16 protein-coding genes are annotated in these 15,656 nt (G+C 53.2%); 9 read left to right on the top strand and 7 right to left on the bottom strand.

Annotated features, from left to right (window positions below; genetic code table 11):
* Nucleotides 1–5: 5 nt before the first annotated feature.
* Complete coding sequence (cysZ, locus tag HNQ57_RS12075; RefSeq protein ID WP_184463293.1) at nt 6–740, bottom strand: sulfate transporter CysZ; 735 nt, start codon at nt 738–740, stop codon at nt 6–8.
* 138 nt (nt 741–878) lie between these two features.
* Here cysZ and HNQ57_RS12070 point away from each other — a divergent pair, with 138 nt between their 5' ends.
* Nucleotides 879–1,244 (top strand): hypothetical protein, encoded by a 366-nt coding sequence (locus HNQ57_RS12070; protein WP_184463291.1) that lies wholly within the window; start codon nt 879–881, stop codon nt 1,242–1,244.
* Between the two features lie 28 nt (nt 1,245–1,272).
* Here the strand turns inward: HNQ57_RS12070 and HNQ57_RS12065 are convergent, their stop codons facing one another.
* Nucleotides 1,273–1,497: a cysteine-rich CWC family protein gene (locus HNQ57_RS12065; protein ID WP_184463289.1), complete on the bottom strand. Its 225-nt coding sequence runs from the start codon at nt 1,495–1,497 to the stop codon at nt 1,273–1,275.
* Nucleotides 1,498–1,522: 25 nt separating this feature from the next.
* Here HNQ57_RS12065 and smrA point away from each other — a divergent pair, with 25 nt between their 5' ends.
* On the top strand, nt 1,523–2,104 hold the full coding sequence (gene smrA, locus HNQ57_RS12060; protein ID WP_184463287.1) for a DNA endonuclease SmrA: 582 nt from the start codon (nt 1,523–1,525) through the stop codon (nt 2,102–2,104).
* A gap of 8 nt (nt 2,105–2,112) precedes the next feature.
* Here the strand turns inward: smrA and HNQ57_RS12055 are convergent, their stop codons facing one another.
* The 4 genes from HNQ57_RS12055 to gatC form a co-directional block, all read right to left on the bottom strand.
* On the bottom strand, nt 2,113–2,403 hold the full coding sequence (locus HNQ57_RS12055; protein ID WP_184463285.1) for a PA4642 family protein: 291 nt from the start codon (nt 2,401–2,403) through the stop codon (nt 2,113–2,115).
* A 37-nt stretch (nt 2,404–2,440) separates the two neighbouring features.
* Nucleotides 2,441–3,889, bottom strand: a complete 1,449-nt coding sequence (gene gatB / locus HNQ57_RS12050; RefSeq protein WP_221301690.1) for an Asp-tRNA(Asn)/Glu-tRNA(Gln) amidotransferase subunit GatB — start codon at nt 3,887–3,889, stop codon at nt 2,441–2,443.
* Between the two features lie 11 nt (nt 3,890–3,900).
* A complete protein-coding gene (gatA, locus tag HNQ57_RS12045; protein WP_184463283.1) occupies nt 3,901–5,355 on the bottom strand; it encodes an Asp-tRNA(Asn)/Glu-tRNA(Gln) amidotransferase subunit GatA in 1,455 nt (484 codons plus the stop codon).
* A 68-nt stretch (nt 5,356–5,423) separates the two neighbouring features.
* Nucleotides 5,424–5,711 carry an Asp-tRNA(Asn)/Glu-tRNA(Gln) amidotransferase subunit GatC gene (gene gatC, locus HNQ57_RS12040; protein ID WP_184463281.1) on the bottom strand — a complete coding sequence of 96 codons (288 nt, stop codon included), beginning with the start codon at nt 5,709–5,711 and terminating at the stop codon, nt 5,424–5,426.
* A 264-nt stretch (nt 5,712–5,975) separates the two neighbouring features.
* Here gatC and HNQ57_RS12035 point away from each other — a divergent pair, with 264 nt between their 5' ends.
* From HNQ57_RS12035 to HNQ57_RS12005, 7 genes are read left to right on the top strand one after another with little or no spacing between them, the layout of a single operon-like run.
* Nucleotides 5,976–7,013 (top strand): rod shape-determining protein, encoded by a 1,038-nt coding sequence (locus tag HNQ57_RS12035; protein ID WP_184463279.1) that lies wholly within the window; start codon nt 5,976–5,978, stop codon nt 7,011–7,013.
* Between the two features lie 33 nt (nt 7,014–7,046).
* The gene (mreC, locus tag HNQ57_RS12030; protein ID WP_184463608.1) at nt 7,047–7,880 is read left to right on the top strand and encodes a rod shape-determining protein MreC; all 834 of its coding nucleotides are present in this window, start codon (nt 7,047–7,049) and stop codon (nt 7,878–7,880) included.
* A gap of 3 nt (nt 7,881–7,883) precedes the next feature.
* A complete protein-coding gene (gene mreD, locus HNQ57_RS12025) occupies nt 7,884–8,369 on the top strand; it encodes a rod shape-determining protein MreD (RefSeq protein ID WP_184463277.1) in 486 nt (161 codons plus the stop codon).
* 1 nt (nt 8,370) lies between these two features.
* Nucleotides 8,371–8,943, top strand: coding sequence for a Maf family protein (locus tag HNQ57_RS12020; protein WP_184463275.1), 573 nt, complete (start codon nt 8,371–8,373; stop codon nt 8,941–8,943).
* Between the two features lie 4 nt (nt 8,944–8,947).
* Nucleotides 8,948–10,411, top strand: a complete 1,464-nt coding sequence (gene rng / locus HNQ57_RS12015; RefSeq protein ID WP_184463273.1) for a ribonuclease G — start codon at nt 8,948–8,950, stop codon at nt 10,409–10,411.
* Nucleotides 10,412–10,455: 44 nt separating this feature from the next.
* Nucleotides 10,456–14,316 (top strand): YhdP family protein, encoded by a 3,861-nt coding sequence (locus HNQ57_RS12010; protein WP_184463271.1) that lies wholly within the window; start codon nt 10,456–10,458, stop codon nt 14,314–14,316.
* A gap of 5 nt (nt 14,317–14,321) precedes the next feature.
* Nucleotides 14,322–15,122, top strand: coding sequence for a carbon-nitrogen hydrolase family protein (locus HNQ57_RS12005; protein WP_226968343.1), 801 nt, complete (start codon nt 14,322–14,324; stop codon nt 15,120–15,122).
* Nucleotides 15,123–15,126: 4 nt separating this feature from the next.
* Here the strand turns inward: HNQ57_RS12005 and yjgA are convergent, their stop codons facing one another.
* The gene (yjgA, locus tag HNQ57_RS12000) at nt 15,127–15,645 is read right to left on the bottom strand and encodes a ribosome biogenesis factor YjgA (protein ID WP_184463267.1); all 519 of its coding nucleotides are present in this window, start codon (nt 15,643–15,645) and stop codon (nt 15,127–15,129) included.
* Nucleotides 15,646–15,656 lie beyond the last annotated feature (11 nt).

Here is a 15,656-nt window from a genome sequence, read left to right as displayed (position 1 = left end):
GTTTTTTACGATGGCTGATGTTTAAAGCGCTCGACCCACATCAAGGTCCCGCCGCACACGGCGGCGGGCATAATAAATAAATTCAAGATGGGTACCATGGTGCCCAACATCACCAAGGCGCCAAAGCTAAAGCTGGTGCCGCGCTGACTGCCGACACGTTTCCTTGCCTCTTTAAAACTCAGCTTGTGATTGTCCATTGGATAGTCGCAATACTCGATGGCCATCATCCACGCGTTAAGCGCGAACCACAGCAAGGGCGCCAAGGGCGAAATCACAAAGCTCGCAATTAAGGTTAGTATGGCAAAACCGAGGTAATAGAGCAGCTTTTGGCATTCGCGGCCGATACTTTTGGGGAAGCTGGCAATCGCCATGGCTATGGTCTCGCGGCCAGCCACTTCCTCACCGGTGAGCATTTCCTCAACTTTCTCGGCCAACAAGCCATTAAATGGCGCGGAGATGATATTGGCCACGGTACTGAAGATATACATCACGATGGCGAGCACTAAAATCACCGCCAGTGGCCACAGTATCCAGCGTAGAAAATCCAGCCAGCTCGGCAGCCATTCAATAACCTGGTTAATCCAGCCGTTCATGGCGTCGAGGGTGAGCGTGGTGAAGGCGCCAAAAATAATAATGTTAATCAGCAGCGGAATCGCGACAAACAAGCGAATGCCCGGTTGGCGTATTATTTTAAAACCCCGGAGTAAATAATCTGGGCCGCTGAGTGGGCTTGCTGTCATATTGTATTACCGCTGTCGCTATGGATTTGGAAAGTCGATGTGGTCTGGTTGATCTCGGGTTTTCAGCTTATCCTTGTTTGGCACTTTTAAAAAGTGCAGTGGCGGTTTGAATATTTATTTGCAGGGGAGCTAAGTTAAATGAAAAGGAATTTAATGGTTTTACTCTTTGCCTTGATGGCTCTGACGTCGTTGGCGCAAGCCGCTGCTTTAGAGGAGGCCTACCATTCGATGTGCGAAAAACTGAAGTCGTGTGCACTAACAGATGTTGCTGAAAGCGATTTATCGCCGGAAATGCGCGCCATGATTTTACAGAGCATGGAAGGGGCCTGTGTCAGCATACAGCAGCAGTTCGCGAATGTGGCTAGCGCCCATCCGCTCTATGCGCCAGCGAGTGCTTGCATGGAATCAATGGCGGCCTTAAGTTGCGACGAAATTACAAGCCGGGGCGATCAATCGACCCCAGAGTGCGCTCGTTATGAGAAAATGGTGACAACAACGCCTTAGTGCTTAGTCCTTATAGGTCTGATCTCAGCTATTTGTCGTCGCTGGGGCGGCCACAGGCTGCGCAGATACAGCGCTGAGGCCCAGCAAGGCTTGCAGCCTGTTGTTTTGCTGCGGTGTCGAGGGTGGCGGTCATGCACCAACAATTGCTTGGCGCACTGCCAGCCGCAACGGCGCATTGATTGTTTTGGCCGCAGAGCGGACATTGGGCGGTGGAGCTTGGCGGACCGGTGTGTGAGGTGCGGCTGTTAGGCATAAATTAACCCTATACGGAGGTGAGCATGGACGAAGAAGAGCAATTGTTCGCCCAAGAGATGAGTGGTGTCAAACGCCTTGAGGTCGATGCGCGGATTGCCCTGAAAAAACAGGGCGTCGATAATATTAATATTGCCGCCCGTCGCGAGGCTGCCACGGCGCGCAGCGAGCGCCGAAATTTTTTATCGACCGGGGATATTGAATTACTCGATCCCTACCATATTTTGGAGTTTAAGCGCGAAGGCGTGCAACACGGCGTGTTTCGGCGCTTAAAACAGGGTAAATACCGCATTGAGGCGAGTTTAGATCTGCACAAAATGACGGTCGAAAAGGCGCGTCTAGAGGTTTTTGAATTTATTCGCGAGGCCATGAAATTGGATTTGCGGGCGGTGATCATTGTCCATGGTCGCGGCCACAATAGCAGTTCCAATGGGGCGGTATTAAAGTCTTATGTGAATCGCTGGCTGCCAGAAATGGAGGAGATACAGGCTTATTGCAGCGCGCAGCCCCAGCATGGTGGCGCGGGTGCGGTGTATATTATGCTGCGTAAAAGCGAGGCTAAAAAACAGGAAAACCGCGACCGCTTTAGTCGCAGTCGCGGTAGCTGAGGGCAGGCTTAAAGGGCGCCCTTGGCCTCTAAGGCGGCAACGTGCTCGCCGGAGTTGCGGTGTTCTTTGGCGTAGCTGAGTACGGTGCGCCCAGCTTTGTCGGTGGCATTGAGATTGCGATTGGTCTCTAGGAACATGCCAATAAACAGTTCGAAATCATCGGCGCGCATGCTTTGGTAGGCTTTGAGCAGGGCGTGAAAATCCGCATCGGTACCTGCTTTGGGCTCAGAGGCCAAAAACTCCCTAACCCGGTCTTCGGTCCATACTTCGTCTAGAACCTTTTCTTTGTCTTTTTTCATAGTATTTACATTACCTTGTGGCTTGTGGGGGCAGTGCTTAGCTGCCCAGCTTTTCGTTTAAAAGTTTGTTGATCACGCCGGGGTTGGCTTGGCCCTTGGACGCTTTCATAATTTGGCCAACAAAGTAGCCCAGCATTTTTTTGCGCTTGCCTTCGTCGGCGCCGCGGAATTGCTCTACTTGATCGGGGTTGGCGGCGAGTACGTCGTCGACCATCGCGCCAAGGGCGCCGGTGTCGGAAACTTGTTTTAAACCCTTGCTGTCGATGATGGCATCGGCGCTGTCGCCTTCGCCGTTCCACAGTGCTTCAAAGACCTGCTTGGCGATTTTGCCGGAGATGCTGTTGTCGACAATACGCTGGATTAAACCGCCGAGCTGGCTTGCGCTAACGGGGCTAATGGCAATGCCGAGGCTGTCGCGATTGAGCGCGGCGGAGAGTTCGCCGTTCACCCAGTTGGCGGCGAGCTTGGCGTCGCCCGCGGCATCGGCTGCGGCTTCAAAATAATCGGCAATGGCGCGCTCGGTGGTGAGCAAAGCGGCATCGTAGCTCGACAAACCATAGGCTTGTTCAAAGCGTTGACGTTTGGCGTCGGGTAGCTCGGGCATGGTGGTTTTGAGCTGGTCGACTAAGTCCTGCTCAATAACCACTGGCAGTAAATCAGGGCAGGGGAAGTAGCGGTAGTCATTGGCTTCTTCTTTGCTGCGCATGCCGCGGGTTTCGTTCTTGTCGCTGTCGTAAAGACGGGTTTCTTGTTTAACTTTGCCGCCGTCTTCAATCAATTCTATCTGGCGTTGGGTTTCAACCTTGATTGCGCGCTCAACAAAGCGGAAGGAATTGATGTTTTTAATTTCTGCGCGGGTGCCATATTCGGCTTGGCCTTTGGGGCGTACCGAGACGTTGGCATCGCAGCGCAATGAGCCCTGAGACATATCGCCGTCGGAAATGTCGAGGTAAGTCACAATGGAGTGAATTTTACGTAAATACGCCACCGCTTCTTCGGCGCTGCGTAGATCGGGTTCAGAGACGATCTCGATTAAGGGCGTGCCAGCGCGGTTGAGATCGATACCCGTCATGCCGCGGTAATCTTCGTGCAGGGATTTACCCGCGTCTTCTTCCAGGTGGGCATGGTGCACGCGAATATCGCGGCTGCTGCCGTCGGCTAAGTTGATAGTGACAATGCCAGGGCCAACGATGGGAAAGTCCATTTGTGTGGTCTGGTAGCCCTTGGGCAAATCGGGGTAGAAATAATTTTTGCGATCGAACACCGAGGCCATGCAAATATCGGCATCGATCGCGAGACCAAATAGTATGGCTTTTTTCAGTGCCTGTTCATTGAGTACCGGCAGGGTGCCAGGCAGGGCCAGATCGACTGCGCTGGCCTGGGTGTTGGGCGCGGCGCCAAAGGCGGTACTGGAGCCGGAGAAAATCTTTGTTTTGGTGTTGAGCTGGACGTGTACTTCCAGGCCAATAACTACTTCCCATTCCATAATGCTTTCCTTTATACGCTGCCGGGCGCGGCTTGACGGTGCCAGTCGCTGCGTTGTTGATATTGATGGGCGGCGGCGAGTAGGCTCGCCTCGTCAAAGTCGCGGCCAATCAATTGCAGGCCAATGGGTTTGCCTTGGGTAAAGCCCACTGGGAGTGAAATAGCAGGTAGGCCCGCCAAATTCACTGCAATGGTGTAAATGTCTTCAAGGTACATGGTTAGCGGATCGCTGACTTTCTCGCCCAGTGCAAAGGCAGGGTTTGGGGTGGTGGGGCCGGCGATCATGTCGACCTCCTTAAATGCTGCGTCGAAGTCCTGTTTGATCAGACGGCGAATCTGCTGGGCCTTGCGGTAGTAAGCATCGTAAAAACCCGATGACAGCGCATAGGTGCCGATGAGAATGCGGCGTTTAACTTCGGCGCCAAAACCTTCGGCGCGGGTGCGGGTGTAGAGGTCGTCGAGGTCTTTGGGGTTTTCGCAGCGGTAGCCGTAGCGCACGCCGTCGAAGCGAGATAAATTCGCCGAGGCTTCTGCGGGGGCAATAATATAGTAGCAAGGTACGGCCAAATGGGTATGGGGCAAACTAATGGCTTTTATCTCGGCGCCGAGTTTGCGGTATTCGTCCAGTGCGGCTTCAACCGCCGCGCCGATGGCGGGATCAAGGCCTTCGCTGAAATACTCTTTCGGTACGCCGATTTTTAAGCCTTTAAGATCTTTGTTTAGGTTGCCGACAAAGTCAGGCACCGCGAGCTGCATGCTGGTGCTGTCGAGGGGGTCAAAGCCCGCCATTGCCTGTAAGAGCAGGGCATTGTCTTCGGCGGTTTTGGCCATGGGCCCGGCTTGGTCGAGGCTCGAGGCGAAGGCGATCATGCCGTAGCGAGACACGCGGCCATAGGTCGGTTTGATGCCGGTTAGGCCGCACAGCGCTGCGGGTTGGCGGATGGAGCCGCCGGTGTCGGTTCCGGTAGCGGCTGGCGCGAGACCGGCGGCAATTGCTGCGGCTGAGCCGCCAGACGAGCCGCCGGGTACGCAGTCGGTATTCCAGGGATTGTGTACCTTGCCGTAAAAGCTGGTTTCATTGGATGAGCCCATGGCGAACTCGTCCATATTGGTTTTACCCAAGGTAACGGTACCCGCTTGCGCCATTTTGCTAACGACCGTGGCGTTATAGGGTGCGATAAAATTGTCGAGCATTTTAGAGGCGCAGCTGGTGCGCACGCCTTCTGTGCAAAAAATATCTTTATGGGCGATGGGCACGCCGCACAGCAGGCCGCCATTGCCATTTTGGCGAGCTTGATCGGCGGCGCGGGCTTGCGCTAAGGCCGCGTCAGCGGTCACGGTGATATAACTGTTATACCGCGGGTCGTGGGCGACAATAGCGTCTAAATACTGTTGGGTAATTTCTTCGCTGGAGAAGGTTTTGGCCTCCAGTCCGCGGAGGATGTCGGCAACCGTGTGATTGGGCATATATATGTAGCTCTTGGCAATATGTTTAATGTGGATGTCGCGCGGTGGGCAGCTGGTGCCCATTGGTCTCACTCAATAACTTGGGGAACCAAATACAGGCCGTCTTCGGTCTGCGGGGCAATAGTTTGGAAGTGATCACGCTGATTGGTTTCACTCACTTCGTCGGCGCGCAGGCGCTGAACAGCGTCGTGAGGATTGGCCATGGCCACTACATTGCTGGTGTCCACCGCTTGCATAACATCGACCATATCTAAAATATCGCCAATGCGCTGACTGAGTTCTTCGGTTTCACTGTCGGCAACGTTGATGCGTGCCAGTCTGGCCAGCTTGCTAATTTCGTTCTGGTCTAAACTCATGGGTCACCTAAATTCGTCGGTAATAGGCTGGCGCAGGCGTGTTTTTTCGGTGTTTTGCTTGAGCGTGGCACCGAGATTGCTTGGCAGACAGCAGTAAACCCGTAAACTTATCATATTTGCGCCTTGCCCTAAATCCCTGCCATTGATAGAGTGGCAAAGTTTTCAATTCAGGGGCATGCGAAAATTGCCGGGTGGCAATCTCTTCGCGTCTCTTTAGCCTGGCTCTAGTCTAAATATACGGGCCGTATAAGGTGATACATACTAATGTTTAAACGAATTCGTGGCATGTTCTCCAACGATTTAGCTATCGATCTTGGAACAGCAAATACGCTTATTTATGTTCGAGGTCAGGGCATCGTTCTCGATGAGCCCTCGGTAGTAGCTATTCGCGTGCACAATGGTCAGAAAACCATTGAGGCGGTTGGTATGGAAGCCAAGCGCATGTTGGGACGGACGCCCGGTAATATCACCGCCATTCGGCCATTAAAAGACGGCGTTATTGCCGACTTCCAGGTGACCGAGAAAATGCTGCAGCATTTTATTAAATTGGTACATCAAAATAGTTTTATTCGACCCAGCCCTCGGGTGTTGGTCAGCGTACCCTGCAAAAGTACTCAAGTTGAGCGCCGCGCGATTCGCGAATCGGTACTCAGTGCCGGTGCCCGTGAAGTGCGTTTAATCGAAGAGCCCATGGCCGCCGCAATTGGTGCTGGTCTGCGAGTTGGCGAAGCTTCGGGTTCTATGGTGGTGGATATCGGTGGTGGTACCACTGAAATTGCTATTATTTCTTTGAACGGCGTCGTCTATTCTGATTCTGTGCGCGTTGGTGGTGATCGTTTCGACGAAGCGATTGTCACCCATGTGCGCCGCACCTACGGCAGCTTGATTGGCGACGCGACCGCTGAGCGAATTAAGCAGGAAATTGGCTGCGCCTACCCCGGCAGTGAGCTGCGTGAAATTGATGTGCGTGGCCGCAATCTGGCCGAGGGTATTCCTCGTCGCTTTACTTTGAACAGCGACGAAATACTGGAAGCGCTGCAGGAACCTCTGCAGGTAATTATTCAGGGCGTTAAACGCGCGCTGGAGCAGTCGCCGCCAGAGTTGGCGGCGGACATTGCCGAAACCGGTATTGTTTTGACGGGTGGTGGCGCGCTGTTGCGTGGTATTGATCAGTTAATTGCCGATGAAAGTGCGCTGCCAGTCATTATTGCCGAAGACCCGCTGACCTGTGTTGCCCGTGGTGGTGGCAAGGCGCTGGAAATGATGGATCGGCATCACCTCGACATATTGTCTGCAGAGTAATAATGATTCGCCCTGTAGAGGGAGGACGAGGCAATTAAGCCGGTATTCTCGAATGAGTCCTCGGTTGGCGGGCGTCTACTGCTGTTTGGTGGTATCGCGCTCGCGCTTATTTTGGTCGGGCAACGACTAGACTTTATGGCGCCGGTGCGCACGCAATTATCGCTTGTAGCTGCGCCATTTTACTGGGTAGTCGATGTGCCCAGCAAAATGCTGAGTGAATTTAGCGACATGCTGAGTACGCGTCGTGAGCTAATGGACGATAACGAGCGGCTGCGCGCTGAGTCCTTAATTCTGAATGCCAAACTGCAAAAATACATTGAACTTCGCGCCGAGAACGTGCGGTTGCGGGAGTTAATGAATTCTGCCGAGCGTATTAATGACACGGTTGTCGTCGCCGAAGTGGTGGCCGTTGCCTCCGACCCCAATCGCCATCAGCTGGTCGTTGATAAAGGCAGCCGCGATGGTGCTTTTGTTGGTCAGCCTGTTATTGATGCCACAGGCTTACTCGGTCAAATTATAGAAGTGGGTTTATTGCAGAGTAGGGTGTTATTAATTACCGATAGCGCCCATGCCTTGCCGGTACGAGTGAGTCGCAATGGCTTACGGGCGATTGCCGAAGGCACCGGACTCATAGACGAGCTGACCCTAACGCATGTTGCGGCTACCACCGATATTCAAATTGGCGATCTTTTGGTTAGCTCGGGCTTGGGTGGTCGCTTCCCCGGTGGCTACCCTGTTGGTGAGGTCACTGACGTATCCATTGACCCCGGTCAGCCCTTTGCCGAAGTGCGGGCAAGGCCAATGGCGCAGCTCGATCGCAGTCGCAATGTCTTACTGGTTTTCAGTGAGCAGAAGTCAGAGGAGTAGCGCGTGGAATCGCATGCGCACGGGCTGTGGTTTGTCGTAGTGAGTTTGTTGGCAGCGCTGCTGCTGAGTATTTCCCCGCTGAGCGGTGATTGGGCTTGGGCCCGTCCCGATTTCCTGTTACTGACGTTGGTGTATTGGCTCTTGGCGCTGCCGGAGCGGATTGGCATATTTGCCAGTTGGCTGTGCGGCATGGTGCTGGATATTTTGCAGGGCGTGGTGCTAGGTCAAAATGCGTTTGCGCTGGCGGTTATTGCCTACATTATTCATGTCTCATACCAGCGTTTACGTATGTTTAGTTTGCGTAAACAGGCTGCGTTTATTTCCTTGCTGGAACTCTTCCATATATTAGTCGATCAGTGGGCACAAAATATTAATGGTGTTGCCCAAACGCATTGGCTGGTGTTTTTACCCATTATAAGCACCGGTTTCTTGTGGTTGTTTTTGCGGCCGAGTATTGCTTGGTTGCAGCGTTTATTTGCGGTCTACTGAAATGTCTGAAATAGTGATACTGGCATCGCAGTCACCGCGCAGGAAGGCGTTACTCGCCCAAATCGGCATTGCCGTTAAGGTTGTTGCCGCAGATATTGACGAGACGCCACTCGCAGGTGAAAACGCGGCGCTGTATGTGCAGCGCATGGCTAGCGAGAAGGCCATGGCGGTGGTGGCCCGAGTTGAGCAGGCGCCGGTGATCGCTGCAGACACGTCGGTGATTGTCGATGGCGATATTTTAGGTAAGCCGGAAAGTCGGGCGCAGGCCCGGGCAATGTTGACGCGATTGAGCGGGCGTACACATCAGGTTATGACGGCCGTGGCGCTCTATGCGAAGGGCCAATTGCGATTGAGCTTGGCGGTGACCGATGTCACCTTCGGCGATCTAAATGCCGAGCAGATTCATTGCTATGTCGCTAGCGGTGATGCCGACGACAAGGCCGGGGCCTACGGAATACAAGGGGCGGCGGGAAAATTTGTGCAACACATCTCGGGCAGTTATTCCGGAGTGGTGGGGCTACCATTGTATGAAACGGCGGCTTTATTGAGTGAAGCCGGAATCGGGTTAGAGTAAGGCCATGAGCGAAGAAATTCTGATCAATGTCACGCCGGTCGAAACTCGGGTTGCCGTGGTCGAAAATGGCGTGTTGCAGGAAGTGTATATTGAGCGCAGCCGCTCTCGCGGTATTGCGGGTAATATTTATCAGGGTAAGGTGGTTCGGGTTTTACCCGGTATGCAGGCCGCTTTTGTTGAGATTGGCTTGGAGCGCACCGGCTTTATTCACGCCTCAGATATTGCCAGTTTAGATACCGCCGACGGTGAACACGCGGATATTCGCACTAAAATTCGCGAGGGCCAATTGCTGACGGTACAGGTTAGCAAAGATCCCATGGGTACCAAGGGTGCGCGCTTAACGACCCGCTTATCCGTGTCGTCACGCTATTTGGTGTATATGCCTGGCGCCGCGCATATTGGCGTTTCGCATCGGATTGATGACGAAGTTGAGCGCCAGCGCCTGCGCGATTTATTAGAATCGGAAGCCCTTGATGAGAGCGGTGAATTGCGGGACGGCTATATTCTGCGCACGGCCGCAGAGGGCGCCGGCGAAGAGGAAATGCGCGCCGATGTGCAATTTTTAAAACGTTTGTGGGTAGCGGTTGAACGGCGGATGAAGCGCGATGTCGCGCCCAGTGTCATTTACGAAGACCTGCCGCTGTTCATGCGTACTATGCGCGATCTGGTGCGACCAGGCTTGGAAAAAATCCGTATCGACTCCAAAGAAAGCTTTCAGCGAGTGGCGCAATTTGCTGAGGATTACTTGCCGGAAATAGCCTCCCAGCTTGAATATTACCCCGGCGAACGGCCGATTTTTGATCTTTATGGGGTTGAAGACGAAATTCAGAAAGCCCTTGGTCGCAAGGTTGAGTTGAAATCGGGTGGCTACCTGATTATCGATCAAACTGAAGCCATGAGCACCATCGATATTAATACCGGCGCCTTTGTTGGTCATCGCAATCTTGAAGAAACCATTTTTAAGACGAATTTAGAAGCGACGGCGGCGCTGGCGAGACAGCTGCGGCTGCGCAATCTCGGCGGTATTATCATCATTGATTTTATCGACATGAAAGACCCTGAGCATCGTCGTCAGGTCTTGCGGGCCTTGGAAAAGGCCATGGAAAAAGACTATGCCAAGACCTCAATCACGGGGGTGTCAGAATTGGGCTTGGTGGAAATGACCCGCAAGCGCACCCGCGAAAGCCTAGAGCATATTCTGTGTGAGAGCTGTCGTTACTGCCATGGTCGCGGCTCGATGAAATCGCCGGAAACCGTTTGTTATGAAGTGTTTAGAGAAATACTGCGTGAGGCGAGAGCCTACGAGAGTAAGCGCTTATTGGTGTTGGCATCACAAGAAGTGGTTGATCGTTTGCTCGACGAAGAGTCGTCGAGTGTCGCTGACTTAGAAGAGTTTATTGGCGCCAGTATCCGTTTTCAAGTTGAGGCCGTGTATACCCAAGAGCAGTATGACGTGGTGCTATTGTGACGATGAACATGAGTCAGCGCGGCGGTCACCGTGGGTGAATGGTGATGCTTGGGCGCTTATTTCGGCAACTCTACAGCTTGCTTTGGGGTACCGCGCTGCTGGTGTTGGTCTTACTCGCCCTCTATGCCAGTTTGGGACGGCAGTATATTGGTTTAGTTGACCGCTATCAGGACGAAATATTTCAGCGTGCCGAGGCGTATTCAGGTATTCCGCTGAAAGCCAGCGCAATGCATGGTAGCTGGGCAGGCTTGTCTCCGGTTATTGAGCTACTCGAATTTCAACTCGGTGAAAGTGGCGCTCTGCGCTTTGATCGCGGTCGTATTGAAATAGACTTACTCGCCACGCTCTTTTCCGGGGCCCCTAAAATCCGCCAGATTAAAGTGGCGGAACTAGCGCTAGATTTACAGCAGGACAGCGCTGGGCAATGGCATATTCCGGGCTTGGATACGGAGGGTGGCGGCAGTCCCGACACCTTGATTGACTCGGTGCTGGGGGTTCGCAATGCCAGCCTAGAATCGTTTTCGGTAAAGCTTCACTACGCTAATGGCAATCAAACCCAAATAAGCATGCGGGATTTCTTTTTGCGCAGCGATGATAAATTTCGCCGAGCCTACGCTGAGTTAAATACCGATAGTGATGGCGATATCCAATTATTACTTGAATCTTACGGTGATCCCCGCAATACCGAGCGCTTTAGCGCCAGCGCGTATTTAGCCATTGCTAACAGTCGTTTAAGCGCATTAGCGCCGCTTTTTAAAGACAGTGCGCCGTTGATTGATAGCGAACTCAGTGGCGAGGTGTGGCTGAGCTGGCGACAGGCGCAGCGGATCAGTATCAGTGGTGTATTAAAAGCCCCCGCGCTGTCCTTAGGTGTACTGTGGAATTCTCAGGGCACCGTGCTGAATGATGTGAATATGCGGTTTAAGGGCAGTCACCGCGATGGTTTCTGGCAAATTGGTTTTTCTGAATTTGATGCGCGTTGGCAAGACGTCCAATTGGATCTCGCTGGCGTGTCTGTGCAGCGGCCTGAAGCGACGCGCTGGCAATTTAGCCTGCCGCAGCTCGATCTGGATATTGCCAATACCTTGTTGCTCGAAAGCGAGGCGCTGAGCCCGAGTTTGCAAATGACGCTGGCGGAGTTGGCGCCCAAGGGAAGCTTGAATAATATCCAGTTAGATTTGGGCATTTCTCCTGCCGGGATTGAAGGGTTTAATTTGCGCGCTCAAGCCAATGCGCTAAGTGTGGAGCCCTGGCAGGGTGCCCCTGGTGCAAAAGGGCTGTCTGGGTATATGGAAATTGCACCGAGGCGAGGTTTGCTGCTCTTGGATTCGCCGCGCCTCGCGTTGGACTTTCCGCATCTTTATGAGCAGGCATTCGACTTACAAAACGTCAAAACTGAGTTGAATTGGGCTTTTGATGATGATCATTTGGCGCTCAGCAGTGGCTTGATCAGGGCTGATAATCAGGGCGTGCCGATATCGGCGCTGTTGCGGCTGGATCTGCCATTGCACAAGGAAACGGATGCCGAGCCCCAGATGAGTTTAGTCATTGGTGCACAAGATGCCGATGCCACCTTGCACCGACGTTTTACGCCGACGGTATTGAGTGATGGTTTGCTTGATTGGTTAGGCGAAAGCATTCGTGCAGGCAGGGTCAATACTGCGGGGTTTATCTATCGGGGTTCACTGCTGGCGTCTACTGAGGACCGCCCCGCAGTGCAATTGCATTTGGACTTAAGCGATATCGAACTCGCATTCCATCCCGACTGGCCGGTCATAACCGCCGCGAATGCCGAGGTCTTAATTGACAATGCTCTAGTCACGGCGACGGTGGCCGACGCTGCTCAGCTCGACGGTTTAGCGGTGGACGAACTGCGTGTGGCAATAGGGCCGGATGCGGAAGGCCTGTTTACATTAGATGTAAGTGCCAGTGCGCAGCCAAACTTTGTGCAGGCCCAGCGCCTATTCACTGAAACGCCACTCCATCAATCTGTCGGCAATGTCTTTGATCAGTGGCGTGGCGAAGGCGAGGCCGATGTCGACTTTGCCTTACAAATGACCTTGACCGAGACGCCGGACATTGATGTCAGCGTTGACGCTGATATCAATTTCAACACAATTGAAATGCGCAATTATCGTTTGACCTTAAACGATGCAAAGGGTCATTTGCACTATCAGACCGAGGGCGGCATCCAGAGCCGAGGTTTGCGCGCTAAACTGTTTGGCCAGCCTATGAAGGCAAGCATTAGGCAGCGTGGTGGGCAGCTCGCTATCGATGTTAATGGCAATATTAATATGGCGGATATTGCGCGCTGGACGGCGCAGCCCGCAATGGGCTTTTTCCGTGGTAGCACGGCTGCCAAACTGTACATTCAGACCGGTTCGGACGCCGGCTTAACAGTGACATCTGATTTGCGGGGGGTGGATGTTCTACTGCCGCAGCCATTGTATAAAGCGGCGGATAAAAAACGCGACATAAAAATAAGCCTGCCCTTTGGCGACGGCCTTCAAGTGATGCATGTCGACTTGGCTGAGCAATTGAGCTTGTTACTTGGGTTTCAAGACGGGGCTGCGATTAGCGCAAACTTACACGTGGGTGCGGCGTCTAAACCGAATACCTGGCGAGATTTAAGCCCTGGGCAAATGCTGATAGGTGGCCGACTCGCGTTTGCTGATGTTGACCAGTGGCGGCGGGTTTATGATCGCTATGCCGAGCTGGCTGCCAATAATGCCAGTTCAGAAGAGGGCTTGGCGATTAGTGTTAAGGACCTCTATATCGATGAAGTCATGGTGTTCGATAATTTACTGGAGGCCGCGCAAATTTCTTTGCGCAGTGATCCCTACGCGTGGTTGTTGCATATTAATAGCCCGCAGGTATTTGGCGATCTTCAAATTCCTCGGGCCGGAAGCGCTGCGGGTGACGTTTATAAATTGGAATTAGATTACTTGAGCTTGCCTTCGCCAAGGGATTCTTCGGCTAATTCCCTGGCTGGGGTAGATCCGCGAAGCCTGCCGAGCGTCGACCTGGATATTGTGAAATTGAGCATTGGCGACGAAACAATGGGGCGGCTTGGCTTCGATTTACGCAGTGATACCAGCGGTGCCCATTTTTATAATGTGCGTGGCAGCTTGCGGGGAATTGAGTTGGCAACGGTGGCCGGGAGTACTAATTTGCATTGGCTGCAGGATGATAATGGCCAAAATACGTCTCAGTTGCGGGGCCAATTTGGCGTGGGCGACCTGGGCGATGTCTTAGAGGGCTTCTCCTACCCGAGGGTAATGGAAACTCGGCGCGGTAATTTTGATCTGAATTTGCATTGGCTGGGAGCGCCCAGCCAATGGACGCTCGCTGACAGTGAGGGCGAGTTTAGCTTTTCCTTTAAGGATGGTCGATTCTTAAAAACCTCGGATGCGGCCAGTGGCACTTTGCGAATTTTTAGTATCTTCAATATGGCCAATATCGTGCGTCGCTTAAAGTTTGATTTCCGCGACGTGTTTAAAAAAGGCATTTATTTTGATCGTATGCGGGGCGGCTTGAATCTAGCGGATAGTCAGCTGCAATTATCGTCACCGCTTGATGTTCATGGGCCGTCGAGCCGTTTCCAGATGACGGGCGCCATTAATTTGCGCACCGAGGTACCTGATTTACGCTTGGTTGCAACCTTGCCGGTCGGGAGTAATTTACCGTGGGTGGCGGCGCTGGTGGGGGGCTTGCCGGCGGCGGCCGGTGCCTATGTGGTGAGTAAGGTGTTTGAAGAGCAGATGGACAGCTTTTCCAGTGCGGTATATGAAATTTCGGGCACTATTCAAGAGCCAGAGTTGATATTTAAAAATATTTTTGATGACGACTCCTTTGATATTAGTACGCCGCCAAGCCGTAACACTGGCAAGCCGGGACTAAAGTAATCGTGGTGAAATTAGCGGCTATTCAAATGGTGTCCAGTGCGGACCTAGGGGCCAATTTACAGCGGGCGGAAGCCTTGGTTGCAGAGGCGGCGGGAAATGGCGCAAGACTGGTGGTGCTGCCAGAAAATTTTGCCTTGTTTGGCAGTCGAGACATCGCCGCGCTAGCGGCTACCGAGGCCGTCGACGCGAATTTGCAGCAATTCCTCAGTGCACAGGCAGCGCGTCATCAGCTTATTGTGGTCGGTGGCACTATTCCTACCCCTGCGGAAGACGGTCGCGTGTACGCGACAAGTTTTGTCTATGCCGCGAGCGGCAACTGTCTTGGTAGTTACCGCAAAATACATTTGTTTGACGCCGAGCTTGGTGATGAGCAAGGCCGCTACCGGGAGTCTGATGCTTATGCGCCCGGCGACAGCGTGCTGGTCGTCGATACCGAACTGGGCAAGCTGGGCGTGGCGGTGTGTTACGACCTGCGTTTTCCGGAGCTATTCAGGGCCATGCAGGATCGAGGGGTTGATATTATTGCTTTGCCCTCGGCGTTCACCCGCAGTACCGGCTGGGCGCATTGGTTGCCTCTGCTTCGTGCTCGCGCAATTGAAAATCAGTGTCTTGTGGTAGCGGCTAACCAAGGTGGTATCCACGATGCCAAACGGCAAACCTCGGGCGGCTCGGTGCTTATTGATAGCTGGGGACGGGTCTTGGCTGAGGCGGGCTTGGGTGCCTGCACGGTTATTGCTAACTATGACACTGAGGAGCAAATAGCGTTGCGCAAGCGAATGCCAGTTGCCCAGCATCGCCGCTTATAGATTACTATTCGTCCGCAGGCTTGGCGGCCTGAAGCTCTTTCAAATATTGAAATAACTTACGTTTCGCGGCGGGCGGCTTTTTTGCCTGTGCGTCTTTGTCTATTTGCATCACCAGTTGGCGCAGACGTTGACGATCGCCATGGGGGTAGAGGTTTAGGGCCTTTTCGATGGCGCTGATACCGGTCTCTGCGAGTTCATCGCGGAGTAGTTCTAAACGGTGAAATTGCTGAGCTTGCTCGCGTTGACCTTCTTCGCGTTTGGCTAAGCCAGCTTCAATTTCAGTGAGGTCGATTCCGCGCATCAGCTTGCCGATATACTGGAGCTGGCGGCGCAGCGCTTCGCGGCTGGTCAACTTTCGGGCGGTGCTTAGGGCCTCGATGAGATGCTCATCGTGAATCGTTATTTTGGCCAGTTCATTATTGCTGAGTTTAACGAGCTTCTCCCCCAGTTGCTGGAGGACTTGCATCTCTTTTTTAACCGCCGTTTTGCTGGGGCGTTCTGATTCGGGTATTTCGTCAGTCACATTAAAATCCG

This window comes from Zhongshania antarctica (assembly GCF_014202945.1).
In the GTDB taxonomy this organism is placed as follows: Bacteria; Pseudomonadota; Gammaproteobacteria; order Pseudomonadales; family Spongiibacteraceae; genus Spongiibacter; species Spongiibacter antarcticus.
This window is presented reverse-complemented; position numbering and strand designations above follow the sequence as displayed.

Coding starts and splice junctions, on each gene's coding strand:
- HNQ57_RS12070 (WP_184463291.1), top strand. CDS start 879: ATGAAAAGGAATTTAATGGTTTTACTCTTTGCCTTGATGGCTCTGACG.
- HNQ57_RS12055 (WP_184463285.1), bottom strand. CDS start 2,403: ATGAAAAAAGACAAAGAAAAGGTTCTAGACGAAGTATGGACCGAAGAC.
- HNQ57_RS12035 (WP_184463279.1), top strand. CDS start 5,976: ATGTTTAAACGAATTCGTGGCATGTTCTCCAACGATTTAGCTATCGAT.
- cysZ (WP_184463293.1), bottom strand. CDS start 740: ATGACAGCAAGCCCACTCAGCGGCCCAGATTATTTACTCCGGGGTTTT.
- gatC (WP_184463281.1), bottom strand. CDS start 5,711: ATGAGTTTAGACCAGAACGAAATTAGCAAGCTGGCCAGACTGGCACGC.
- HNQ57_RS12065 (WP_184463289.1), bottom strand. CDS start 1,497: ATGCCTAACAGCCGCACCTCACACACCGGTCCGCCAAGCTCCACCGCC.
- rng (WP_184463273.1), top strand. CDS start 8,948: ATGAGCGAAGAAATTCTGATCAATGTCACGCCGGTCGAAACTCGGGTT.
- gatB (WP_221301690.1), bottom strand. CDS start 3,889: ATGGAATGGGAAGTAGTTATTGGCCTGGAAGTACACGTCCAGCTCAAC.
- HNQ57_RS12020 (WP_184463275.1), top strand. CDS start 8,371: ATGTCTGAAATAGTGATACTGGCATCGCAGTCACCGCGCAGGAAGGCG.
- gatA (WP_184463283.1), bottom strand. CDS start 5,355: ATGCCCAATCACACGGTTGCCGACATCCTCCGCGGACTGGAGGCCAAA.
- smrA (WP_184463287.1), top strand. CDS start 1,523: ATGGACGAAGAAGAGCAATTGTTCGCCCAAGAGATGAGTGGTGTCAAA.
- HNQ57_RS12010 (WP_184463271.1), top strand. CDS start 10,456: ATGCTTGGGCGCTTATTTCGGCAACTCTACAGCTTGCTTTGGGGTACC.